14 protein-coding genes are annotated in these 16799 nt (G+C 73.9%); 7 read left to right on the top strand and 7 right to left on the bottom strand.

Annotated elements, in window-relative coordinates; translation table 11 throughout:
• Nucleotides 1-147: 147 nt before the first annotated feature.
• Nucleotides 148-1155 (bottom strand): hydroxyacid dehydrogenase, encoded by a 1008-nt coding sequence (locus tag HEP85_RS30425; protein ID WP_168530746.1) that lies wholly within the window; start codon nt 1153-1155, stop codon nt 148-150.
• A 179-nt stretch (nt 1156-1334) separates the two neighbouring features.
• Between HEP85_RS30425 and HEP85_RS30420 the strand changes: the two genes are divergently transcribed.
• The 3 genes from HEP85_RS30420 to HEP85_RS30410 all read left to right on the top strand — a co-directional run bounded on the left by HEP85_RS30420 (nt 1335) and on the right by HEP85_RS30410 (nt 7111).
• On the top strand, nt 1335-2585 hold the full coding sequence (locus HEP85_RS30420) for an FAD-binding protein (protein ID WP_168530745.1): 1251 nt from the start codon (nt 1335-1337) through the stop codon (nt 2583-2585).
• Between the two features lie 152 nt (nt 2586-2737).
• Nucleotides 2738-4000 carry an ROK family transcriptional regulator gene (locus HEP85_RS30415; protein WP_168530744.1) on the top strand — a complete coding sequence of 421 codons (1263 nt, stop codon included), beginning with the start codon at nt 2738-2740 and terminating at the stop codon, nt 3998-4000.
• Between the two features lie 204 nt (nt 4001-4204).
• A complete protein-coding gene (locus HEP85_RS30410) occupies nt 4205-7111 on the top strand; it encodes a glycoside hydrolase family 2 TIM barrel-domain containing protein (RefSeq protein WP_168530743.1) in 2907 nt (968 codons plus the stop codon).
• A gap of 64 nt (nt 7112-7175) precedes the next feature.
• Here the strand turns inward: HEP85_RS30410 and HEP85_RS30405 are convergent, their stop codons facing one another.
• Nucleotides 7176-8039, bottom strand: coding sequence for an NAD(P)H-binding protein (locus tag HEP85_RS30405; RefSeq protein ID WP_329527686.1), 864 nt, complete (start codon nt 8037-8039; stop codon nt 7176-7178).
• Nucleotides 8040-8130: 91 nt separating this feature from the next.
• On the opposite strand from HEP85_RS30405, the gene HEP85_RS30400 reads away from it, so the two are divergent.
• The gene (locus tag HEP85_RS30400) at nt 8131-8841 is read left to right on the top strand and encodes a TetR/AcrR family transcriptional regulator (protein ID WP_329527685.1); all 711 of its coding nucleotides are present in this window, start codon (nt 8131-8133) and stop codon (nt 8839-8841) included.
• A 186-nt stretch (nt 8842-9027) separates the two neighbouring features.
• Nucleotides 9028-9825 carry an alpha/beta fold hydrolase gene (locus tag HEP85_RS30395; RefSeq protein WP_168530741.1) on the top strand — a complete coding sequence of 266 codons (798 nt, stop codon included), beginning with the start codon at nt 9028-9030 and terminating at the stop codon, nt 9823-9825.
• Here HEP85_RS30395 and HEP85_RS30390 read toward each other — a convergent pair.
• Nucleotides 9822-10655: an isocitrate lyase/phosphoenolpyruvate mutase family protein gene (locus tag HEP85_RS30390; protein WP_168530740.1), complete on the bottom strand. Its 834-nt coding sequence runs from the start codon at nt 10653-10655 to the stop codon at nt 9822-9824. The genes HEP85_RS30395 and HEP85_RS30390 overlap by 4 nt on opposite strands.
• A 170-nt stretch (nt 10656-10825) precedes the next feature.
• Complete coding sequence (locus tag HEP85_RS30385) at nt 10826-12628, bottom strand: DUF2264 domain-containing protein (RefSeq protein WP_168530739.1); 1803 nt, start codon at nt 12626-12628, stop codon at nt 10826-10828.
• A 164-nt stretch (nt 12629-12792) separates the two neighbouring features.
• Between HEP85_RS30385 and mmuM the strand changes: the two genes are divergently transcribed.
• Complete coding sequence (mmuM, locus tag HEP85_RS30380) at nt 12793-13737, top strand: homocysteine S-methyltransferase (RefSeq protein WP_356012546.1); 945 nt, start codon at nt 12793-12795, stop codon at nt 13735-13737.
• A gap of 121 nt (nt 13738-13858) precedes the next feature.
• On the opposite strand, the gene HEP85_RS30375 is transcribed toward mmuM, so the two are convergent.
• Nucleotides 13859-14608 (bottom strand): ThuA domain-containing protein, encoded by a 750-nt coding sequence (locus HEP85_RS30375; protein ID WP_168530738.1) that lies wholly within the window; start codon nt 14606-14608, stop codon nt 13859-13861.
• 88 nt (nt 14609-14696) lie between these two features.
• On the opposite strand from HEP85_RS30375, the gene HEP85_RS30370 reads away from it, so the two are divergent.
• A complete protein-coding gene (locus HEP85_RS30370) occupies nt 14697-15098 on the top strand; it encodes a VOC family protein (RefSeq protein ID WP_168530737.1) in 402 nt (133 codons plus the stop codon).
• Nucleotides 15099-15134: 36 nt separating this feature from the next.
• Here HEP85_RS30370 and HEP85_RS30365 read toward each other — a convergent pair whose 3' ends face one another.
• Both HEP85_RS30365 and HEP85_RS30360 read right to left on the bottom strand, forming a co-directional pair.
• A complete protein-coding gene (locus HEP85_RS30365) occupies nt 15135-15827 on the bottom strand; it encodes a helix-turn-helix domain-containing protein (protein ID WP_168530736.1) in 693 nt (230 codons plus the stop codon).
• Nucleotides 15828-15837: 10 nt separating this feature from the next.
• Nucleotides 15838-16773, bottom strand: coding sequence for an AraC family transcriptional regulator (locus tag HEP85_RS30360; protein ID WP_168530735.1), 936 nt, complete (start codon nt 16771-16773; stop codon nt 15838-15840).
• Between the last annotated feature and the right edge of the window lie 26 nt (nt 16774-16799).

The raw sequence follows: 16799 nt of genomic DNA, 5'->3' as shown, positions 1-16799 counted from the left end.
ATAGCGCATACATACAGCTATCGTTCGACGAAATCAGCAGCTCAATATGTCGCCTTCGACGAAATCCGTCGCGACCCCTGACTGGCTCCGACACCTGCGGGAGGCCCTCGCCGATGTCACGCCCCCGTCGCCCCCGCCGTCCCCCCGTCACGCCATCCGGCCGAGCTCCCGTTCGTCCACGCGGAACTCCGGCACCCGGCCGGAGACCAGCCGCTCGGCCTCCCCGACCACCACCAGGCCGAGCCGGGCGAGTTCGTTGCCCTGGGAACCCGCGAGGTGCGGCGTGACGAAGGCGTTCGGAAGGTCGTACAGCGGGGAGTCCGGCGGGAGCGGCTCGGGCTCGGTCACGTCGAGAATCGCCGCGATCCGCCCCGCCCGCAGCTCGTCGGTCAGCGCGTCGTGGTCGACGAGCGAGCCGCGCGCGGTGTTGACGAGCACCGATCCGTCCGGCATCAGGGCGAGTTCGCGACGTCCGATCAGATGCCGTGTCCCGGCGGTCTCGGGTGCGTGCACGCTGACGATGTCGCTGCCGACGAGCAGTGCGTCGAGCGGCAGCAGTGCGACTCCGAGCGCGGCGGCCCCGGCCTCGTCCACGTACGGGTCCGCGAGGCTCACCCGCAGATCGAAGGGCCGCAGCAGTTCGATGAGGCGACGTCCGGTGCGCGAGGCCCCGATGACGCCGACACGGCGGCCGAGGTTGCCGATGCCGGGGACGACCCCCTGGTGCGGGAACATCCGCTCGCTGCGCAGGCGGTCCCGGTACGTGAAGACGTCCTTGCCCGCGAGCAGGATCATGGCGAGCGTGTACTCGGCGACGGGCAGCGCGTTGGCCCCGGCCGCCGAGGACACCACGAGCCCCCGCTCCCAGACCGCGGGGGTCACGAAACCCTTCACGGAGCCCGCCGCGTGCAGCACCGCACGCAGTTCCGGCGCCGCTTCCAGCACGGCCGCGTCCAGCGGCGGGCACCCCCAGCCGCTGATCAGGATCTCGGTCCCGGCCAGCGCCTCACGGACGGCGGGCCGGGTGAAGTCCTCGGCGACCAGGCCGGGATCGATGTCGACGAGGTCCCGCAGCCGGGCCAGCACCCCGGGCGGGAAGACACGCGGCACGTTCTCCGCGGTCATGGCGAACATCGCGACGGGGCGCTCGGACAAGGAGTCGGCCTTCCGGCTCGGCGACCTCGGGGGAAAGCGTTCTCTACGTTAGGCGGCGCCACGTGAGAGGGTCAATGGACGGGCCGGTGGGACGCCCGGGGCGACGAGGTAGTTTCCAGCAGTGGCCGCCGCGCACCGCACGGCCGCGAACGGCGACTCCCCGGAGAGGGACGACAGGAATGACCAAGCCCCTGACCAACTGGGCCGGCAACATCACGTACACCGCCGAGGAACTGCACCGGCCACAGTCGCACGACGCGCTCACGGCCCTGGTCGCGAAGAGCGACCGGGTGCGGGTGCTGGGCAGCGGGCACTCCTTCAACGAGATCGCCGACCCGGGCCGAGGCGGCGTCCTGCTCTCGCTGTCCGCGCTGCCCCCGGTCGTGGACGTCGACACGACGGCCCGTACGGTGCGGGTCGCGGGCGGCGTCCGCTACGCGGAGCTGGCGCGCCGGGTCCACGAGCACGGGCTCGCCCTGCACAACATGGCCTCGCTGCCGCACATCTCGGTGGCCGGGTCCGTGGCGACCGGCACGCACGGCTCGGGCATGCGCAACGGTTCGCTCGCCTCGGCCGTCCGCGAGGTGGAGCTGATCACGGCCGACGGTTCGGCCCTGACGATCGGCCGCGAGGACACGGGCTTCGACGGGGCGGTGACCTCGCTCGGCGCGCTCGGCGTCGTCACCTCGCTCACCCTCGACCTGGAACCGGACTTCGAGGTGAGCCAGCACGTGTTCACCGAACTCCCCGAGGACGGGCTGGACTTCGAGACGGTGGCGGCGACGGCCTACAGCGTGAGTCTGTTCACCGACTGGGGACGGCCCGGCTTCCGGCAGGCGTGGCTCAAGCGGCGCACCGACCAGCCGCTGCCGGACTTCCCGTGGGGGACGCCGGCCACCGAGGCGATGCACCCGGTCCCGGGCATGCCCGCCGTGAACTGCACCCGGCAGTTCGGTGTCCCCGGCCCCTGGCACGAGCGACTGCCGCACTTCCGGGCGGAGTTCACCCCCAGCAGCGGGTCCGAGTTGCAGTCCGAGTACCTGCTGCCGCGCCCGGACGCGGCGGACGCGCTGCGCGCACTCGACACGATCCGCGGGAGCGTCGCTCCGCTGCTGCAGATCTGCGAGGTGCGCACGGTCGCCGCCGACCGGCAGTGGCTGAGCCCCGCCTACGGACGGGACACCGTGGCCCTGCACTTCACCTGGGTCGAGGACACCGACGCCGTGCTGCCGGTGGTACGGCGGGTCGAGGCGGCGCTGGAGCCGTTCGATCCGCGGCCGCACTGGGGCAAGGTGTTCACCGTGCCGTCGGACGTGCTGCGCGGGCGCTATCCGCGACTGGACGACTTCCGGGCGCTGGCCCGTGCGACGGACCCGGCGGGCAAGTTCGCCAACGCCTTCGTGTCGGACTTTCTCCACCCCCTTTCCTAACCCCTTGTCGAACGTCGGTCCCCGGCCGTAGCCTTGCGCCGCGCCGGGGCTCACGCGCCCCGCCCCGGGCCCCGGTCCGCACCGCACGTCACGCGTCGGCGACGACCGCCCGGGGCCCGCTCGTGGTTCGGAGGACCGAGGTGGCAAGGCCAGTGAAGCGCACATCACGCGACATCCGCACCGCGAACCGCTACGAGGTACTGCGCCAGATCATCGCCAAGTCCCCCACCTCCCGCCAGGAGTTGGCGGCGGTCACCGGACTCAGTCTGGCCACGGTCGCCACGCTCGTCGGCGAGCTGCTCGACCTCGGGATGCTGACCGAGGTCGGGTTCGAGGACTCCGCGGGAGGCCGCCCGCGGGGTCTGGTCTCGGTCGACGCGTCGGGGGGCGCGCTGATCGGCGTCGACATCGCGGAGACCTACGTCCGTGTGGAGCTGTTCGACCTCGCGCTGAACGTGCTCGCCCGCGCCGCCGAGGACATGCGGCCCGGCGAGAGCCGCCCGGAGCAGGTCGTCGGACACGTCGTCACGGCCGTGGAATCGGTGGTCTCCCAGGCCGGCCCCGGGGGCGCGCGCGTCCTCGGCGTCGGGGTGAGCGTGCCGGGTCAGGTGGACCGCGACACCGGGATCTCCGAGTACGCCCCGAACTGGGACTGGCACGACGTACCGCTGCGCGACCTGCTCTCCGAGCACCTCGCGTACCCGCTCCACCTCGACAATCCCCTGCGCGCCTGCACGGTCGCCGAGTTGTGGTTCGGCGCGGCCCGGGGGCGCGGGGACGCGGTCGTGGTCAATCTCGGGACCGGGGTCGGTGCCGGACTCGCGCTCGGCGGCGCGCTGCACCGCGGGGTCAGCAACAGCGCGGGCGAGTGGGGCCATACGACACTGGTCCTGGACGGACGGCCCTGTCACTGCGGCCATCACGGCTGCGTGGAGACGTACGTCGGGGCGCCCGGCATCATGCTCCATCTACAGGAGTCGAGCCCGGACAGTCCGCTGCTGCGTCCCGGGGACCAGACCGCCACGATCGACGCGCTCGCGCGCGCGGTCGCCGCCGGCGATCCGGTGGCGGTCGAGGTCGTCCGGGACACGGCCCGATACCTCGGCGCGGGCATCGCGGTCCTCGTCAACCTGCTGAACCCGGAAGTCGTGGTCCTCAGCAGCTGGGTCGCCGCCGCGCTCGGCGAGCCGCTGCTGCGCGAGGTGCGTGAGGCCGTCGCCCGGCACGCGCTGAAGCGTCCGCTGGCCGCCACCGAGATCGTCCTCTCCCCCGTTCCCGGCGACCCGGTCTGTCTGGGCGCCGCCACCTTCGCCCTGGAAGGGGCCCTCGACGCGGTGGGACTCAGACCCGTGCACGACAGCACCGCCGTGCGCCGCTCCGTCCCCGCGCAAAGCCGTACCGCACCACTGTCCTGACACCGGAAGGGAGGCTCCCTCCGCACCGCACCGCACCACCCACCCTGCCCCTGGTGTCCGTGTTGTTCGCGTTGTTCGCGTTGTTCGCGTTGTTCGCGTTGTTCGCGTTGTTCGCGTTGCCCGTGCTGTTCGCGTACCTCCCCCTCGGCACCGGCTGGTGCGGGGCTCGGGCAGACCGGCGTCCAGGGCCGAACCAGGAGACCCATGTCCTTCCGCACCCCGCCCAGGTTCCCGGCCGCCCCCGGCCCGGAGGAACATCCGTCCGCCGTCGACTACGTCGAGGACGTCACACCCAGCGGCGAAGCGCTCCCGCCGCGCGCCCGGTACGTGTCCTCGGACGCCATGTCCCTGTCCCTGAACGGTAGTTGGCGCTTCCGTCTGTCCCCCACCGCCGACGCGCAGGACGACTCCTTCGCGGCGGAGGGCTACGACGCCGGGGACTGGGCCCGGGTGTCCGTGCCCGGCCACTGGGTGTTGCAGGGACACGGCTCGCCGATCTACACCAACCACCGCTACCCGTTCCCGGTCGACCCGCCGCATGTGCCGACCGAGAACCCGACCGGTGACCATCTGCACACCTTCGACCTGCCGTCCGAGTGGCCCGCCGACGGCGCGGCGGTGCTGCGCTTCGACGGAGTCGAGTCCTGCGCCCGGGTCTGGCTCAACGGCACCGACGTCGGGGAGTTCAAGGGCTCACGGCTGCCGCACGAGTTCGCGGTGGGCCATCTGTTGAAGCCCACGGGCAATGTGCTGGCCGTCCGGGTCCACCAGTGGTCGTCGGGCTCGTACCTGGAGGACCAGGACCAGTGGTGGCTGCCCGGCGTCTTCCGTGACGTCACGCTGCTGCACCGTCCGGCGGGCGCGGTGCTCGACTTCTTCGTGCACGCCTCGTACGACCACACCACCGGCGCCGGGACCCTGCGCGTCGACTCCGACGTGGACGGGCGGGTCACCGTGCCCGCCCTCGGCATCGACGCGGCGACCGGCGAGTCCGTGACCGTGCCGGTCCAGCCGTGGACCGCGGAGACACCACGGTTGTACGACGGGATGCTGGCGACCGAGGGCGAGCGCGTCCCGCTGCGGATCGGCTTCCGCACGGTGGCCCTGGAGGACGGCCTGATCAGGGTCAACGGCACGGCGATCCTCTTCAGGGGCGTGAACCGGCACGAGTGGCATCCGGAGCGGGGCCGGGCCCTGGACCTGGAGACCATGCGCGCGGACGTGCTGCTCATGAAGCGGCACAACATCAACGCCGTCCGCACCTCGCACTACCCGCCGCACCCCGCCTTCCTCGACCTGTGCGACGAGTTGGGCCTGTGGGTGATCGACGAGTGCGACCTGGAGACCCACGGCTTCGTCGCGCAGGCCTGGCGCGGCAACCCGGTGGACGACGACCGCTGGACCCCGGCGCTGCTCGACCGCGCGGCGCGCATGGTCGAGCGAGACAAGAACCACCCCTCCGTCGTCCTCTGGTCACTCGGCAACGAGGCCGGCACCGGCCGCGGGCTCACCGCGATGGCCGAGTGGATCCGCGGCCGGGACCGCTCGCGTCTCATCCACTACGAGGGCGACCACGACTGCCGTGACACGGACGTGTATTCACGGATGTACACCGTCCACGACGAGGTCGAGCGGATCGGCCGGGGCCTGGACGGCGGACCGCCCAAGCGGCGCGGACTTCCCTTCCTTCTCTGCGAGTACGGCCACGCCATGGGCAACGGCCCCGGTGGACTGGCCGACTACCAGCGCCTTTTCACCTCGCACGACCGCGTCCAGGGCGGCTTCGTCTGGGAATGGATCGACCACGGCGTCAAGGACGAGCGGTACGGGTTCGCGTACGGCGGCGACTTCGGCGAGGAGCTGCACGACGGGAACTTCGTCTGCGACGGCCTGGTCTTCCCGGACCGGACGCCCTCGCCCGGACTGGCCGAGTACAAGAAGGTGATCGAGCCGGTCCTGATCGACGGCCCCGGCGCGGACGGGACCGTACGGATCACCAACGCCCACGACTTCGCGGACCTCTCCGCGCTGGCCTTCACCTGGTCGTTCCACGCCGACGGCGAGACCGTCGGGGCGGGCCCGCTGGCCGTGCCCGCCCTGGCCGCGGGCGAGTCGGCCGTGGTGAGGCTGCCGGAGCGGCCCACCGGCGGCGGGAGCGCCGAGACGGGGTGGACGGTACGGGCGCTGCTGGCCGCGGACACGGCGTGGGGGCCGAAGGGCCACGAGGTGGCCTGGGCCCAGGTCCCGGTCACCGGGCGCGCGCCGATCGCCATGACCGCCGGTGCGCGTCCGGTTCTCGGCGACGGCCTGATCACCCTCGGGCCGGCCGCCTTCGACGCCCGTACGGGTGCGCTGCGTTCGGTCGGCGGGGTCGCGGTCACCGGGCTGCGTCTGGACGTGTGGCGTGCGCCCACCGACAACGACGACGGTGCCGCCTGGCAGGCGGATCCGCGCCTCGGCCCGCTCTGGCGGAAGCTGGGCCTGCACCGGATGCGGCACCGCCTGGAGGCGGTGGAGGCGGGCGACGACGCGCTGACCGTACGGACCCGGGTGGCGCCCGCGGCGACCGAGGTGGCCCTGCGTACCGCGTACCGGTGGACGTCCGACGGGACCCGGCTGCGGCTGACCGTGTCCGTGGCTCCGGAGGGCGACTGGACGCTGCCGCTGCCCCGGCTCGGGGTCCGGCTGGGGCTCGCGGGCACGGCCGACCGGGTGAGATGGTTCGGCGGTGGCCCCGGCGAGGGGTACCCGGACACCAAGTCGGCTTCGTTCGTGGCTCGTTGGGAGTCGACGGTCGACGAGCTCCAGACGCCGTACGTCCGTCCGCAGGAGAACGGCGCCCGCCCCGACGTCCGGTGGGCGGAGATCGGCGGACTGCGGGTCGACGGAGAACCGGAGTTCTGGTTCACGGCGCGCCGCTGGACGTCGGAGCAGCTCGACGCCGCCGGGCACCTCACGGATCTGTCGGCGGGCGACACGGTGTGGGTCAACCTCGACCACGGCCAGCAGGGCATCGGCTCCCAGTCGTGCGGCCCCGGTGTACTGCCGCCGTACCGACTGCCTGCCGCTCCCGCGGAATTCACCTTCTTCTTCGCGGAGACGGATGGCTGACCCGCACAGGATCGTGGCGGGCCGGTCGGGGCGAGTCTTTGTGGACACGTGGGCCGAACGGACGTCAGCGGGCCCCTGTGAGCGCCGGCCTCAGGACGTCCGCCAAGGGGATCGTGGGCCGCCCGAGAAGCCTGCCGAGCGTGGGGTCGGCGGGCGCGAACCGACCCTGGCGGCTCGCCGCGAACAGGCCCACGAGCAGGTCGGCCGTCGGCTCGGGGAGCCCGTGGGCGACCAGGCCCGCGCGGTAGTCGGCGTCGGAGACGACGACCCGGCGGACCGGGCGGCCCGTCAGCCGCGAGGCGATCCCCGCGACACCGGCCATGTCGAGCGCCTCGGAGCCGGTGAGGGCGGGCGTCACCCCGTCGAGGTCCTCCCCGGTGAGCGCGAGCGCCGCCGCCTCGGCGAGGTCGGCATGGGCGGTCCACGCGACGGGTCCGTCCTCCGGCGCGACCAGTTCGCCCGTCCGCGCCGCCGCGCCGAGCAGCATCACGGCCGAGGTGGCGTAGAAGCCGTTGCGCAGCGCGGTGAAGGCGACGCCGCAGTCCCGCAGGGCCACCTCGGTGGCGGCGTGGTCGGGCATCGGCGGGAAGGGCGAGGACGGGTTCGCGCCCATGTGGCTCGTGTAGAGGACGTGCCCGGCGCCGGCCTCCACCGCGGCCTCGACGGCCGTGCGGTGGTGGCGGACGGCCGCCTCGCCGGTGGCGTCCGTCGACACGACGAGGACCTTGGCGGCGCCCTCGAAGGCGTGGGCGAGGCTCGCGGGGTCGGCGAAATCGCCGCGCCGGACGCGTACGCCCCGGTCCATGAAGCCGCGCGCCCGCTCCGGGTCGCGCACGCTGACGCCGATCCGCTGCGCGGGCACGCGCTCCAGCAGCTGTTCGACGACCGCCCGGCCGAGTTCGCCGCCGGCCCCGGTGACGATGATCATGATGGCCTCCCTGATTGTTTCCACTGATAACGGAATGACCATATCACCGGAACCCGAGGAGCGCTAACGCGATTCTGTTATCGTTGGAAACATGGAGAACGTCGATGTCACGCCCCCGGACGGGCACCGCGAGCGCATCGTCACGGCCGCCTCCCGGCTGCTGGCCGAGGGCGGACCCGAGGCGGTCTCGACCCGGGCGGTGAGTGCGGCGGCCGGGGTGCAGCCGCCGACCATCTACCGGCTCTTCGGCGACAAGGAGGGCCTGCTCGACGCGGTCGTGGCCCACGGCTTCACTGCCTACCTGACCAGCAAGACGGCACGGGAGCCGACCGACGATCCGGTCGAGGACCTGCGCGCCGGCTGGGACCTGCACGTGGGCCTCGGCCTGGCCAACCCGGCGCTGTACACGCTGATGTACGGCCGCTACCGTCCCGGCACGTCCTCGCCCGCGGCCGTCGCCGCCTTCGCGGTGCTGGCCCGGCACATCCGGCGCGTCGCCGAGGCGGGCCGGCTGGCCGTCCCCGAGGACCGCGCCGCCGCCCTCGTCCACGCGGCCGGCTCCGGCACGACCCTGACGCTCATCGCCACCCCCGAGGACCGCCGCGACCCGGAGCTGTCCCGCACCGCCCGCGAGGCGGTCATCGCGGCGATCACCACGGACGCTCCCGCCACGGCGGCCCCTGGCCCCGTCGCGGCCGCCGTCACCCTGCGCGCCGTGCTCCCCCGGACCGACGCCCTGACCGCCCCGGAACGCGGCCTCATGGAGGCCTGGCTCGACCGCATCGCCGACGCGGCCGACTGATAACGCCCCCTGGAGCGAACGGAGTTCGGCGGGGCCGGAGTTCAGGTGCCCCGCACAACCCGCTCGGCCCCTCCCTCGTCGTGGACTCCGCCTCCCTCCGCCGCACGGTCGGGACCATCTACGGCATGCTCGGCACGTACGGGCCGTCCGAGCCCGGTCTCAGCGACACCACGGAGGACGACTTCCATGCCTGATCGCCGGTCTCATCACGACGTGCGCGGCAGCGGTCCCGTACTGCTGGTCGTTCCGGGCGGGGCCGGTCACCCCATGGGCCTGGAGGGCGCCACCGCGCGCCTCGCCGAACGGTTCACAGTGGTGACGTTCGACCCGCTCGGGCTGTCCCTGGGCCCTCTCGACGGCCCGGTCGGCGAGCAGCGCGTGGAGGTGTGGAGCGACAAGGCCCACCGCCTCCTCGACTCGCTGCTTCCCGACGGCGAGAGCGCGTACGTCTTCGGCAGCAGCTCCGGCGGCATCGTCGCCCTGGACCTGCTGGCCCGGCATCCTGGGCGGCTGCGGCACGTGGTCGCGCACGAACCGCCCAGCCTGGCCGTACTGCCCGACGCCGTACAACAGCGGGCGATGATCGCCGAGGTGGACGAGACCGGCCGTGCGCGGGGCCTCGGCGCGGCGATGGCCCGGCTCCAGGCCGGACTTGTGGGCCGGGCCTGGGACGGACCGCCCGCCTCGGTGCCCGAGGTGGACCCGGGCACCCCGATGGGCGTCTTCCTCACCCGGGTGCTGCGGCCCTTCACCTCCCACACACCGGACCTGCCCGCGCTGAAGGCCCGCTCCGCCCGCCTCACCCTCGGCGCCGGACTCGACTCACGGGGCCAACTCCCGTACCGGACAGCCGCCTTGCTCGCCGAGCTCAGCGGCGCCGGCTTCGCCGAGTTCCCCGGCGGTCACATCGGCGTCGTCGAGCACCCCGTCCTGTTCGCGGACCGGCTCACGGCCCTCTTCACCGGAGCGGCCGGGGGTCTCTAGCGGTCGCCGCCGGGCTGCCCCGCATCTTCCTGGCCGAACGCCTGTACCGCGTCGTACGTCGGCGCCGTGCCCCGCACCGGACGACCGGCCCGGATGTCCCGCACGGCGTCGAGGGCCGCGCCCAGCGCGCGCCGGTAGAGGAAGGAGCCGAGACTGACCCTGCGTACGCCGAGGTCGGCGAGGTGCGCGACGGACGGCCCGGACGGCGAGTAGAGGATGTTGAGCGGCACGTCGAGGCTCTCCACGAGGGCGGAGATCCGCGCGGGGTCGGTCAGGCCCGGGACGAACACACAGTCGGCGCCCGCCTGTTGGTAGAGGTCGAGGCGGCGGAGCGTCTCGCGTTCGTCCGCGCCGTCGCCGAGCCAGTGGGTGTCGGTGCGGGCGTTGACGAAGAGGTCCGGTACGGCGGCCCTGACCGCCGCGATCTTCGCCGCGTGCGACTCGGCGGGACCGAGCCCGTCCTCGAGATTGACACCGACGACGCCCGCGGCGGCCAGTTCGCGTGCCAGCCCCGCCACCTCGTCGGGATCCTGTGCGAAGCCGTCCTCGGCGTCCACGGACAGCAGGTACGGGCCGGCGGCGAGGCGCCGGGCCAGGCGCACCGTCAGGTCCCGGGTCGCGGCGGCACCGTCCGGCAGCCCCGCGGCTGCGGCCACACCGAGACTCGTCGTGCCGATCGCCTCGAAGCCCTCGGCGGCGAGGAAGGCCGCGGAGGCGTGGTCCCAGGCGTTGGGCAGAAGCAGCGGGGCGCCGGTGTGGTGGAGTGCGGCGAAGGGCGTCGGACGGGAGGCGGGGAGCCGGATTCCCGCGGTGGGCCGGTCGGCGTTCATGTGCCCACGCTAGGGCGTGTTGCGAAATCCCGCCTGCCTCGCGACGCCTGGCACGCCCTCCGGGCGGACGACGGGACTTTCGCAACACGCCCTAGTGCCACGACCCTTCGGCGCCGGCCGAACCGTCTCCGCCGCCGCGCGCACGGACGGTCACCGGGGCGAACGGGCGATCACAGGGGCGCCACCGACCATGACGACGCCGTGGAGCGCCCGTCCGCGGCGCTGAAGCGGAACCGCGCCGCCGGACCGGAGGCCCAGCTCACCCTTACGTCGTAGGCCCCTTCCACCGTCACGGACACCAGCTCGTCGAGGGGCCGGGGATCCGGCTCGGCGGTGAGGCGGGCGAGGGCGACGAAGAGGGCCGCGTCATCTCCTACCGCACCGGCCCCCTCCAAAAGGCCGTGCAGGGAGAGGAGTTCGGCCCGCGCCGGGAAACCGTGCGGCCAGCCCGTCACACGTACCGGTGTTCCGGGAGCCGCTCCCGCGACCAGGTGCGCCCGCACCTCGACCGCGCCGTGCGCCACGACGAGGCTCGTGACCCGGACGCCGTCCCCGTTCGTGTGCCGGGACGCCGCCCAGCCGCTCCCGGCACCCAGCGGCTCGATGTGCGTACGGCTCGGGTCACCGCCGACGATCACACTGTTGTCGTAGCGGGGACTGTCACCGGTCGGAGCGCCGTCGCCGGCCGGGGCACCGGAGTCGCTCGCGTCGCCCGCGTCGTCCGGTGCCGAGGGCCGTGTGACCGTCGAGTAGGCGAGCCGCGTGTAGAACGGGTCGTAGCGGACGTCCTCGCTGCCGTGGTTGTGCAGGCGGACCAGGCCGTCCGAAGTGGTCGTCTGGAGCAGCCAGTTGGGCGGGCCGACGGGGCTGACCGCGTCGGCGCGGTCCGTCGGGCCGGGCTCCTCGCGGGCCGTCCACACCTCGTCGTCGGGCGGGAGGAGCAGGCCGAGGAAGCCCTTGCTCGCCCAGTACGGGGACGCGGGGCCCGAATAGCCCTGCAGGACCGACTCGTCGGGGCCGTGCCAGCCGAGGGTGAGCAGCCCCCGGCCGTCGACCGCGCCCCGGTCGAGGAAGTGGCGCAGCGCACCGGACGCGAGGCGCCGGGTCTCGCCCGGCGCCAGCGGCGTACGGCCCGTCAGGGCGCCCAGCCACAGCGGCGCGGCGGTCGCGAAACGGTAGGTCAGGGAGCGGCCCTGGTGCACCGGGGCACCGTCGGCCCCGAACAGCCGCGCGTAGTCCTCGAGATGGCGTGCCAGCCGGCCGCCGTACAGGTCGAGCAGCCGCTCGTCGCCGGCCAGCCGGGCGTGCAGCACCGGATACAGGTGCATCGCCCAGCCGTTGTAGTAGTCGAAGGCGCGGCCGGGACCGTCGCTGTACCAGCCGTCACCGAGGTACCACTGCTCGATGCGGTCCAGGCCGCGGTCGACCGCGGCGCGCGCGGCCCGCGGTTCGTGGCCGATCTCCGCCAGGAACCCGCCCACCGTCACCGGGAACAACTCCCAGTTGCAGGGCCAGGGTTCGGCGGTCAGCGCGTCGCCGAGCCACCCCGCCGCGCGCTGCCGTACGGCGTCGTCCAGGCGGTCCCACAGCAGTGGCCGGGTCAGCCGCAGCGCCAGGGCGACGGACGCGGCCTCGACGAGCGGCTGGCTGCGGTCCCGGACCCGCGGCCAGACACCGGCCGTTCCGGCGGCGAGGCCGTCGGCGTAGCGTTCCAGGACCTTCTCGTCGCGGCGGAAGGCGGCCAGGAGCAGGGTGCGGGCGTAGCCCTCCAGACCGTCGGAGAGCCTGCCGGACCAGCTCGTGCGGTCCGCGGGCAGGTGGTAGAGCGCGCCGTCGGCGGTGGCGTAGGGGGCGACGGCCGCGAGCAGGGAGTCGGCGGCCGCCTCCCAGTGGGCTCGTGTGCAGCCGGTGTACGGGCTGAGGGCGCGGTCCTCGGGGAGTGCGAGGAACGACGGCGGTGAAAGGGGCGGCATCGGCGGACTTCCTTTCTGTGCCGTGGCATCCGTGTCATCGGATCTGTTCATCGGATCTGTTCATCGGATCCGTGCCGTGGGAACGACGAAAAGGTAGAGGTGGGGTACGGGGAGGTCAACGGGGCCGGGCGGGTGCAGCCCCGCGGATCGGCTAGCGTCGTGACATGACCAGTGACGCCTCCCGCAGCGGCCGACCCCACACCCTCGCCGGCGCGCTCGCGTCGGGAACGGTGGTCCTGGACGGCGGGATGTCCAACCAGCTCGAGTCCGCCGGACACGATCTGAGCGACGAGCTGTGGTCGGCACGGCTTCTCGCCGAGCGGCCGGAGGCGATCACCGAGGCCCATCTCGCCTACTTCGAGGCGGGCGCGGACGTGGCGATCACCTCCAGCTACCAGGCCACCTTCGAGGGCTTCGCGAAGCGCGGCATCCCGCGCGAGCGGGCGGCCGGACTGCTGCGCCTCAGCGTCGGATCGGCGCGCGAGGCGGCCCGGCGGGCGCGTGCGAAGGGTGTCACTCGGCCCCTGTGGGTGGCCGCGTCCGCCGGCCCGTACGGGGCGATGCTCGCGGACGGCTCGGAGTACCGGGGCCGGTACGGACTGAGCGTGGCCGAGCTGGAGCGCTTCCACCGGCCGCGCCTGGAGGTGCTGGCCGCCGCCGCGCCCGACGTACTGGCCCTGGAGACCGTGCCGGACACCGACGAGGCCCGTGCGCTGCTGCGGGCGGTGCGCGGGCTCGGCGTACCGGCGTGGCTGTCCTACAGCGTCGCCGGTGACCGTACCCGGGCCGGGCAGACCCTGGAGGAGGCCTTCGCCGTGGCAGCCGAAGCGGACGAGATCATCGCGGTCGGCGTGAACTGCTGCGCGCCCGAGGACGTGGACGGCGCGGTCGCGACGGCGGCGCGGGTGACCGGCAAGCCGGTCGTGGTCTATCCGAACAGCGGCGAGGTGTGGGACGCGGGGGCCCGCGCGTGGAGCGGGCGCTCGACGTTCACCGCCGAGCAGGTGACCGGCTGGCGGCGGGGCGGGGCCCGGCTGGTCGGCGGTTGCTGCCGGGTCGGCCCTGAGGCGATCACGAGGATCAGGGAGTCGCTGGCCTCCGGACGGTGACGGCCGCACGACGCGGGCGGGTGAGGGAGCCCCCTGTCCGCCGGTCGCGCACGCGGGCCCCGCGCGGGCGACCCCGCGGACGGACGACCGGCCTCTTCCGCGGCCCCGGGGGTGGCCGTCGTCAGGGCCGCGGGGTTCCGCCGGAGCGACGCGGACGGCGTACGGCCGACAGCGGCGGCGCGGCCGTACGGGCGGGCGAACCGGCGCGAGTGCGCGACCGGCCGCGGGCGGCCCAGGTGATGCCGCCGAGCAGGTGGTGGCGGAAGTCCGGGTCCTCGTAGGCCTGCGCGGTGTGGCCGAGCGCGGTGTAGAAGACGCGGCCCGCGCCCTGCTCGCGGCACCACACGAGCGGGTGGTCGTCGCCCATGCCGCCTCCCTCGTAGGAGGATTCGTCGGCGCGCACGAGCACGCGCGCCGAACCGTCCGGCCCGGGGCGGAAGTCGTACCACTCGTCGGTGAACTCCCAGACCGGTGGGAGGTGTCGGGTCGCCGGATGCGCGCGGTCCACGACGAGGGCCCGGCCCGGCTGGAGGTCGGGGTGCCGGTCGAAGCGCGCGCCGAGCAGTTCGCCGTAGTAGGGCCAGTCGTACTCGGTGCAGGCGGCCGCGTGCACACCGACGAACCCGCCGCCGTCCTCGACGTACGCCGCGAGCCGGGTCCGGCCCGCCGGTGTCAGCACGTCGCCGCTGGTGGAGAGGAAGACCACGGCGGCGTACGCGTCGAGCGGCCCCTCGAAGAGGCCGGGGTCCTCGGTGGCGACGACGTGGAACCCGTGTGCCCCGCCGAGGGAGCGTACGGCGGCCACGGCGGCCGGGATGGAGTCGTGCCGGTAGGCGGTGGTGCGGGTGTGGACGAGCACGCGGTGGGCCATGGTGGTGAGCCTATTCCGCCGCGACCTGGCGCCCCGGCTGTCCGATTCCTTCAAGACCGGTCCCCCGCCGTCGGCCTACCGTGCCCTCATGACTCCACGATTCGATGTGATCGGCCTGGTCGCCTCCGACATGGCCGCCACGCTCGCCTTCTACCGCCGCCTCGGTCTCGTCTTCCCCGAGGGGGCCGAGGACCAGCCGCATGTCGAGGCCGCGCTGCCCGGTGGTCCGCGGCTGGCGATCGACACCGAGGAGACGATCCGGTCGTTCCACCCGGGGTGGCGGCCGGCGGCCGCCGGGGACGGCCGGACGTCGCTCGCCTTCCTCTGCGACAGCCCGGCGGAGGTCGACTCGGTGTACGAGGATCTGGTGGGCGCCGGCCATCACGGTGAGCTCAAGCCGTGGGACGCTGTGTGGGGCATGCGGTACGCGGTCGTGCACGATCCGGACGGCAACGCCGTGGACCTGTTCGCGCGGCTCCCGGAGAAGTAGCCCCGCACCCGGCGGCGGACCTCCGGTCGGGGGCTCTCAGGAGCGTGCGAGCAGTTCACCCAGCGGCATGCCCGCCAACTCCTTGACGTCCCGGGCCAGATGCGGCTGGTCGGCGTAGCCGGCACGGGCGGCGACCTCCGCGAAGGGGACACCGTCCCACGCGAGGGCGAGGGCCCGTTGCAGCCGCAGGACCCGGGTCAGTGTCCTGGGTCCGTAGCCGAAGGCCGTCAGGGAGCGACGGTGCAACTGGCGTGTGCTCAGGCCCAGTCGGGCGGCCGTGGCCGCCGCCGACCGGCCCGCGTCCAGGGCCGCCACGATCTCCCGCAGCAGTGGTTCGGCGGGCCCGGTGCCCGCAGCCCGGTCCAGCGCGACCTCTTCGAGCGCGGCGACGGGGTCGGCCGCCGCGTCGATCCGCGCGGTCAGGCGCCGTACCTCGGCGGCGGGCCACAGATCGGCCAGATCCACCCGCAGGTCGCGGAGTTCGTCCGCGGGGACACCGAGGAGGGCGGGCGCCGTACCGGGGAAGAACCGGACCCCCGCCCAGCCCGCGGGCGCGTCGCCGGGAACGTACGCGCGGGTGTCGGGACCGGCGACCAGCAGCCGGCCCTCGGTCCACAGCAGGTCCATGCAGCCGTCCGGGAGGACGGGCCGCGTGACCGCGGCGGGCGTGGACACGACGCGGCTCCACACGACCGCGCCGGGCAACCGGGACGCACGCTCCACGTACACGGACGCCAGGCTACGCCGCCCGGGTCCGGTGCTCCTGCGGGCTGATCCCGTACACCCGTTTGAAGGCGCTGGACAGGGCGAACGCGCTGCCGTATCCGACCCGGCGGGCGATCGCGTCGAGGGTGTCGTCCGTCTCGCGCAGCCGGTCGGCGGCCAGGGCGAGGCGCCAGCCGGTGAGGTACGTCATCGGGGGCTCGCCCACGAGTTCGCCGAAGCGCCGGGCCAGCGCGGCCCGTGAGACCCCGGCCTTCGCGGCGAGCGCCGCCACCGTCCAGGGGTGCGCCGGGTCGTCCTGGAGGAGCCGCAGCACCCGTCCGACGACGGGGTCCGCGAGCGCCCGGTACCAGGCGGGGGCCGCCGCCTGCGGACGGGAGAACCAGGCGCGCAGCGCGGCGATCGTCAGCAGGTCGAGCAGCCGGTCGAGGACGACCTCCTGGCCCGGCTCGTCGCGGGCCATCTCCTCGGCGAGGAGGGGCGTGAGCGGGCAGTCCCACACGTCCTGGGTGAGGGAGAGCAGCGGCGGCAGCGCGTCGAGCAGCCTGCCGCTGATCTCGCCCCGCATCATGTACGTCCCGATCAGCAGCACCGTGGAGCCGTCGGGGCGCTCGCCCCAGCTGCGCACACCGAGGTCCCAGTGGCCCTGGAGCGACCGTCCGTCGGGGTAGGTGCACTCCCCGCCCGGCAGGATCACCGCCTGCGGCGGGGTTTCGGGGTCGTCGGCACAGGTGTACGGGTCCGGGCCGCGGGCGATGGCGAGGTCGCCGGCGCGCAGCAGGAGCCGCTCCCCCTCGCTCGGTGTGATCCAGGCCCGGCCGCGGACCACGAGCATGATCGTCAGAGGGGCGCGGTCCTCGACGCGTACGCACCAGGGCGGGTCGAAGGCCGCCCTGATCATGAAGGCGCCGCGTGCCCGTGGGCCCTCCAACAGGCCGGCGAGTGCGTCCATGGCGTCAGCGTAGACGGCCCCGCCGC

This window comes from Streptomyces sp. RPA4-2 (assembly GCF_012273515.2).
Taxonomy (GTDB): domain Bacteria; phylum Actinomycetota; class Actinomycetes; order Streptomycetales; family Streptomycetaceae; genus Streptomyces; species Streptomyces kaempferi.
The sequence above is the reverse complement of the archived record's forward strand: the minus strand, read 5'-3'. Positions and strand labels throughout refer to the sequence as shown.

Excerpts from the sequence above, each read along its gene's own strand:
- HEP85_RS30390 (WP_168530740.1), bottom strand. The coding sequence starts at position 10,655 with ATGAACGCCGACCGGCCCACCGCGGGAATCCGGCTCCCCGCCTCCCGT.
- mmuM (WP_356012546.1), top strand. The coding sequence starts at position 12,793 with ATGACCAGTGACGCCTCCCGCAGCGGCCGACCCCACACCCTCGCCGGC.
- HEP85_RS30405 (WP_329527686.1), bottom strand. The coding sequence starts at position 8,039 with ATGATCATCGTCACCGGGGCCGGCGGCGAACTCGGCCGGGCGGTCGTC.
- HEP85_RS30370 (WP_168530737.1), top strand. The coding sequence starts at position 14,697 with ATGACTCCACGATTCGATGTGATCGGCCTGGTCGCCTCCGACATGGCC.
- HEP85_RS30385 (WP_168530739.1), bottom strand. The coding sequence starts at position 12,628 with ATGCCGCCCCTTTCACCGCCGTCGTTCCTCGCACTCCCCGAGGACCGC.
- HEP85_RS30420 (WP_168530745.1), top strand. The coding sequence starts at position 1,335 with ATGACCAAGCCCCTGACCAACTGGGCCGGCAACATCACGTACACCGCC.
- HEP85_RS30410 (WP_168530743.1), top strand. The coding sequence starts at position 4,205 with ATGTCCTTCCGCACCCCGCCCAGGTTCCCGGCCGCCCCCGGCCCGGAG.
- HEP85_RS30400 (WP_329527685.1), top strand. The coding sequence starts at position 8,131 with ATGGAGAACGTCGATGTCACGCCCCCGGACGGGCACCGCGAGCGCATC.
- HEP85_RS30360 (WP_168530735.1), bottom strand. The coding sequence starts at position 16,773 with ATGGACGCACTCGCCGGCCTGTTGGAGGGCCCACGGGCACGCGGCGCC.
- HEP85_RS30395 (WP_168530741.1), top strand. The coding sequence starts at position 9,028 with ATGCCTGATCGCCGGTCTCATCACGACGTGCGCGGCAGCGGTCCCGTA.
- HEP85_RS30375 (WP_168530738.1), bottom strand. The coding sequence starts at position 14,608 with ATGGCCCACCGCGTGCTCGTCCACACCCGCACCACCGCCTACCGGCAC.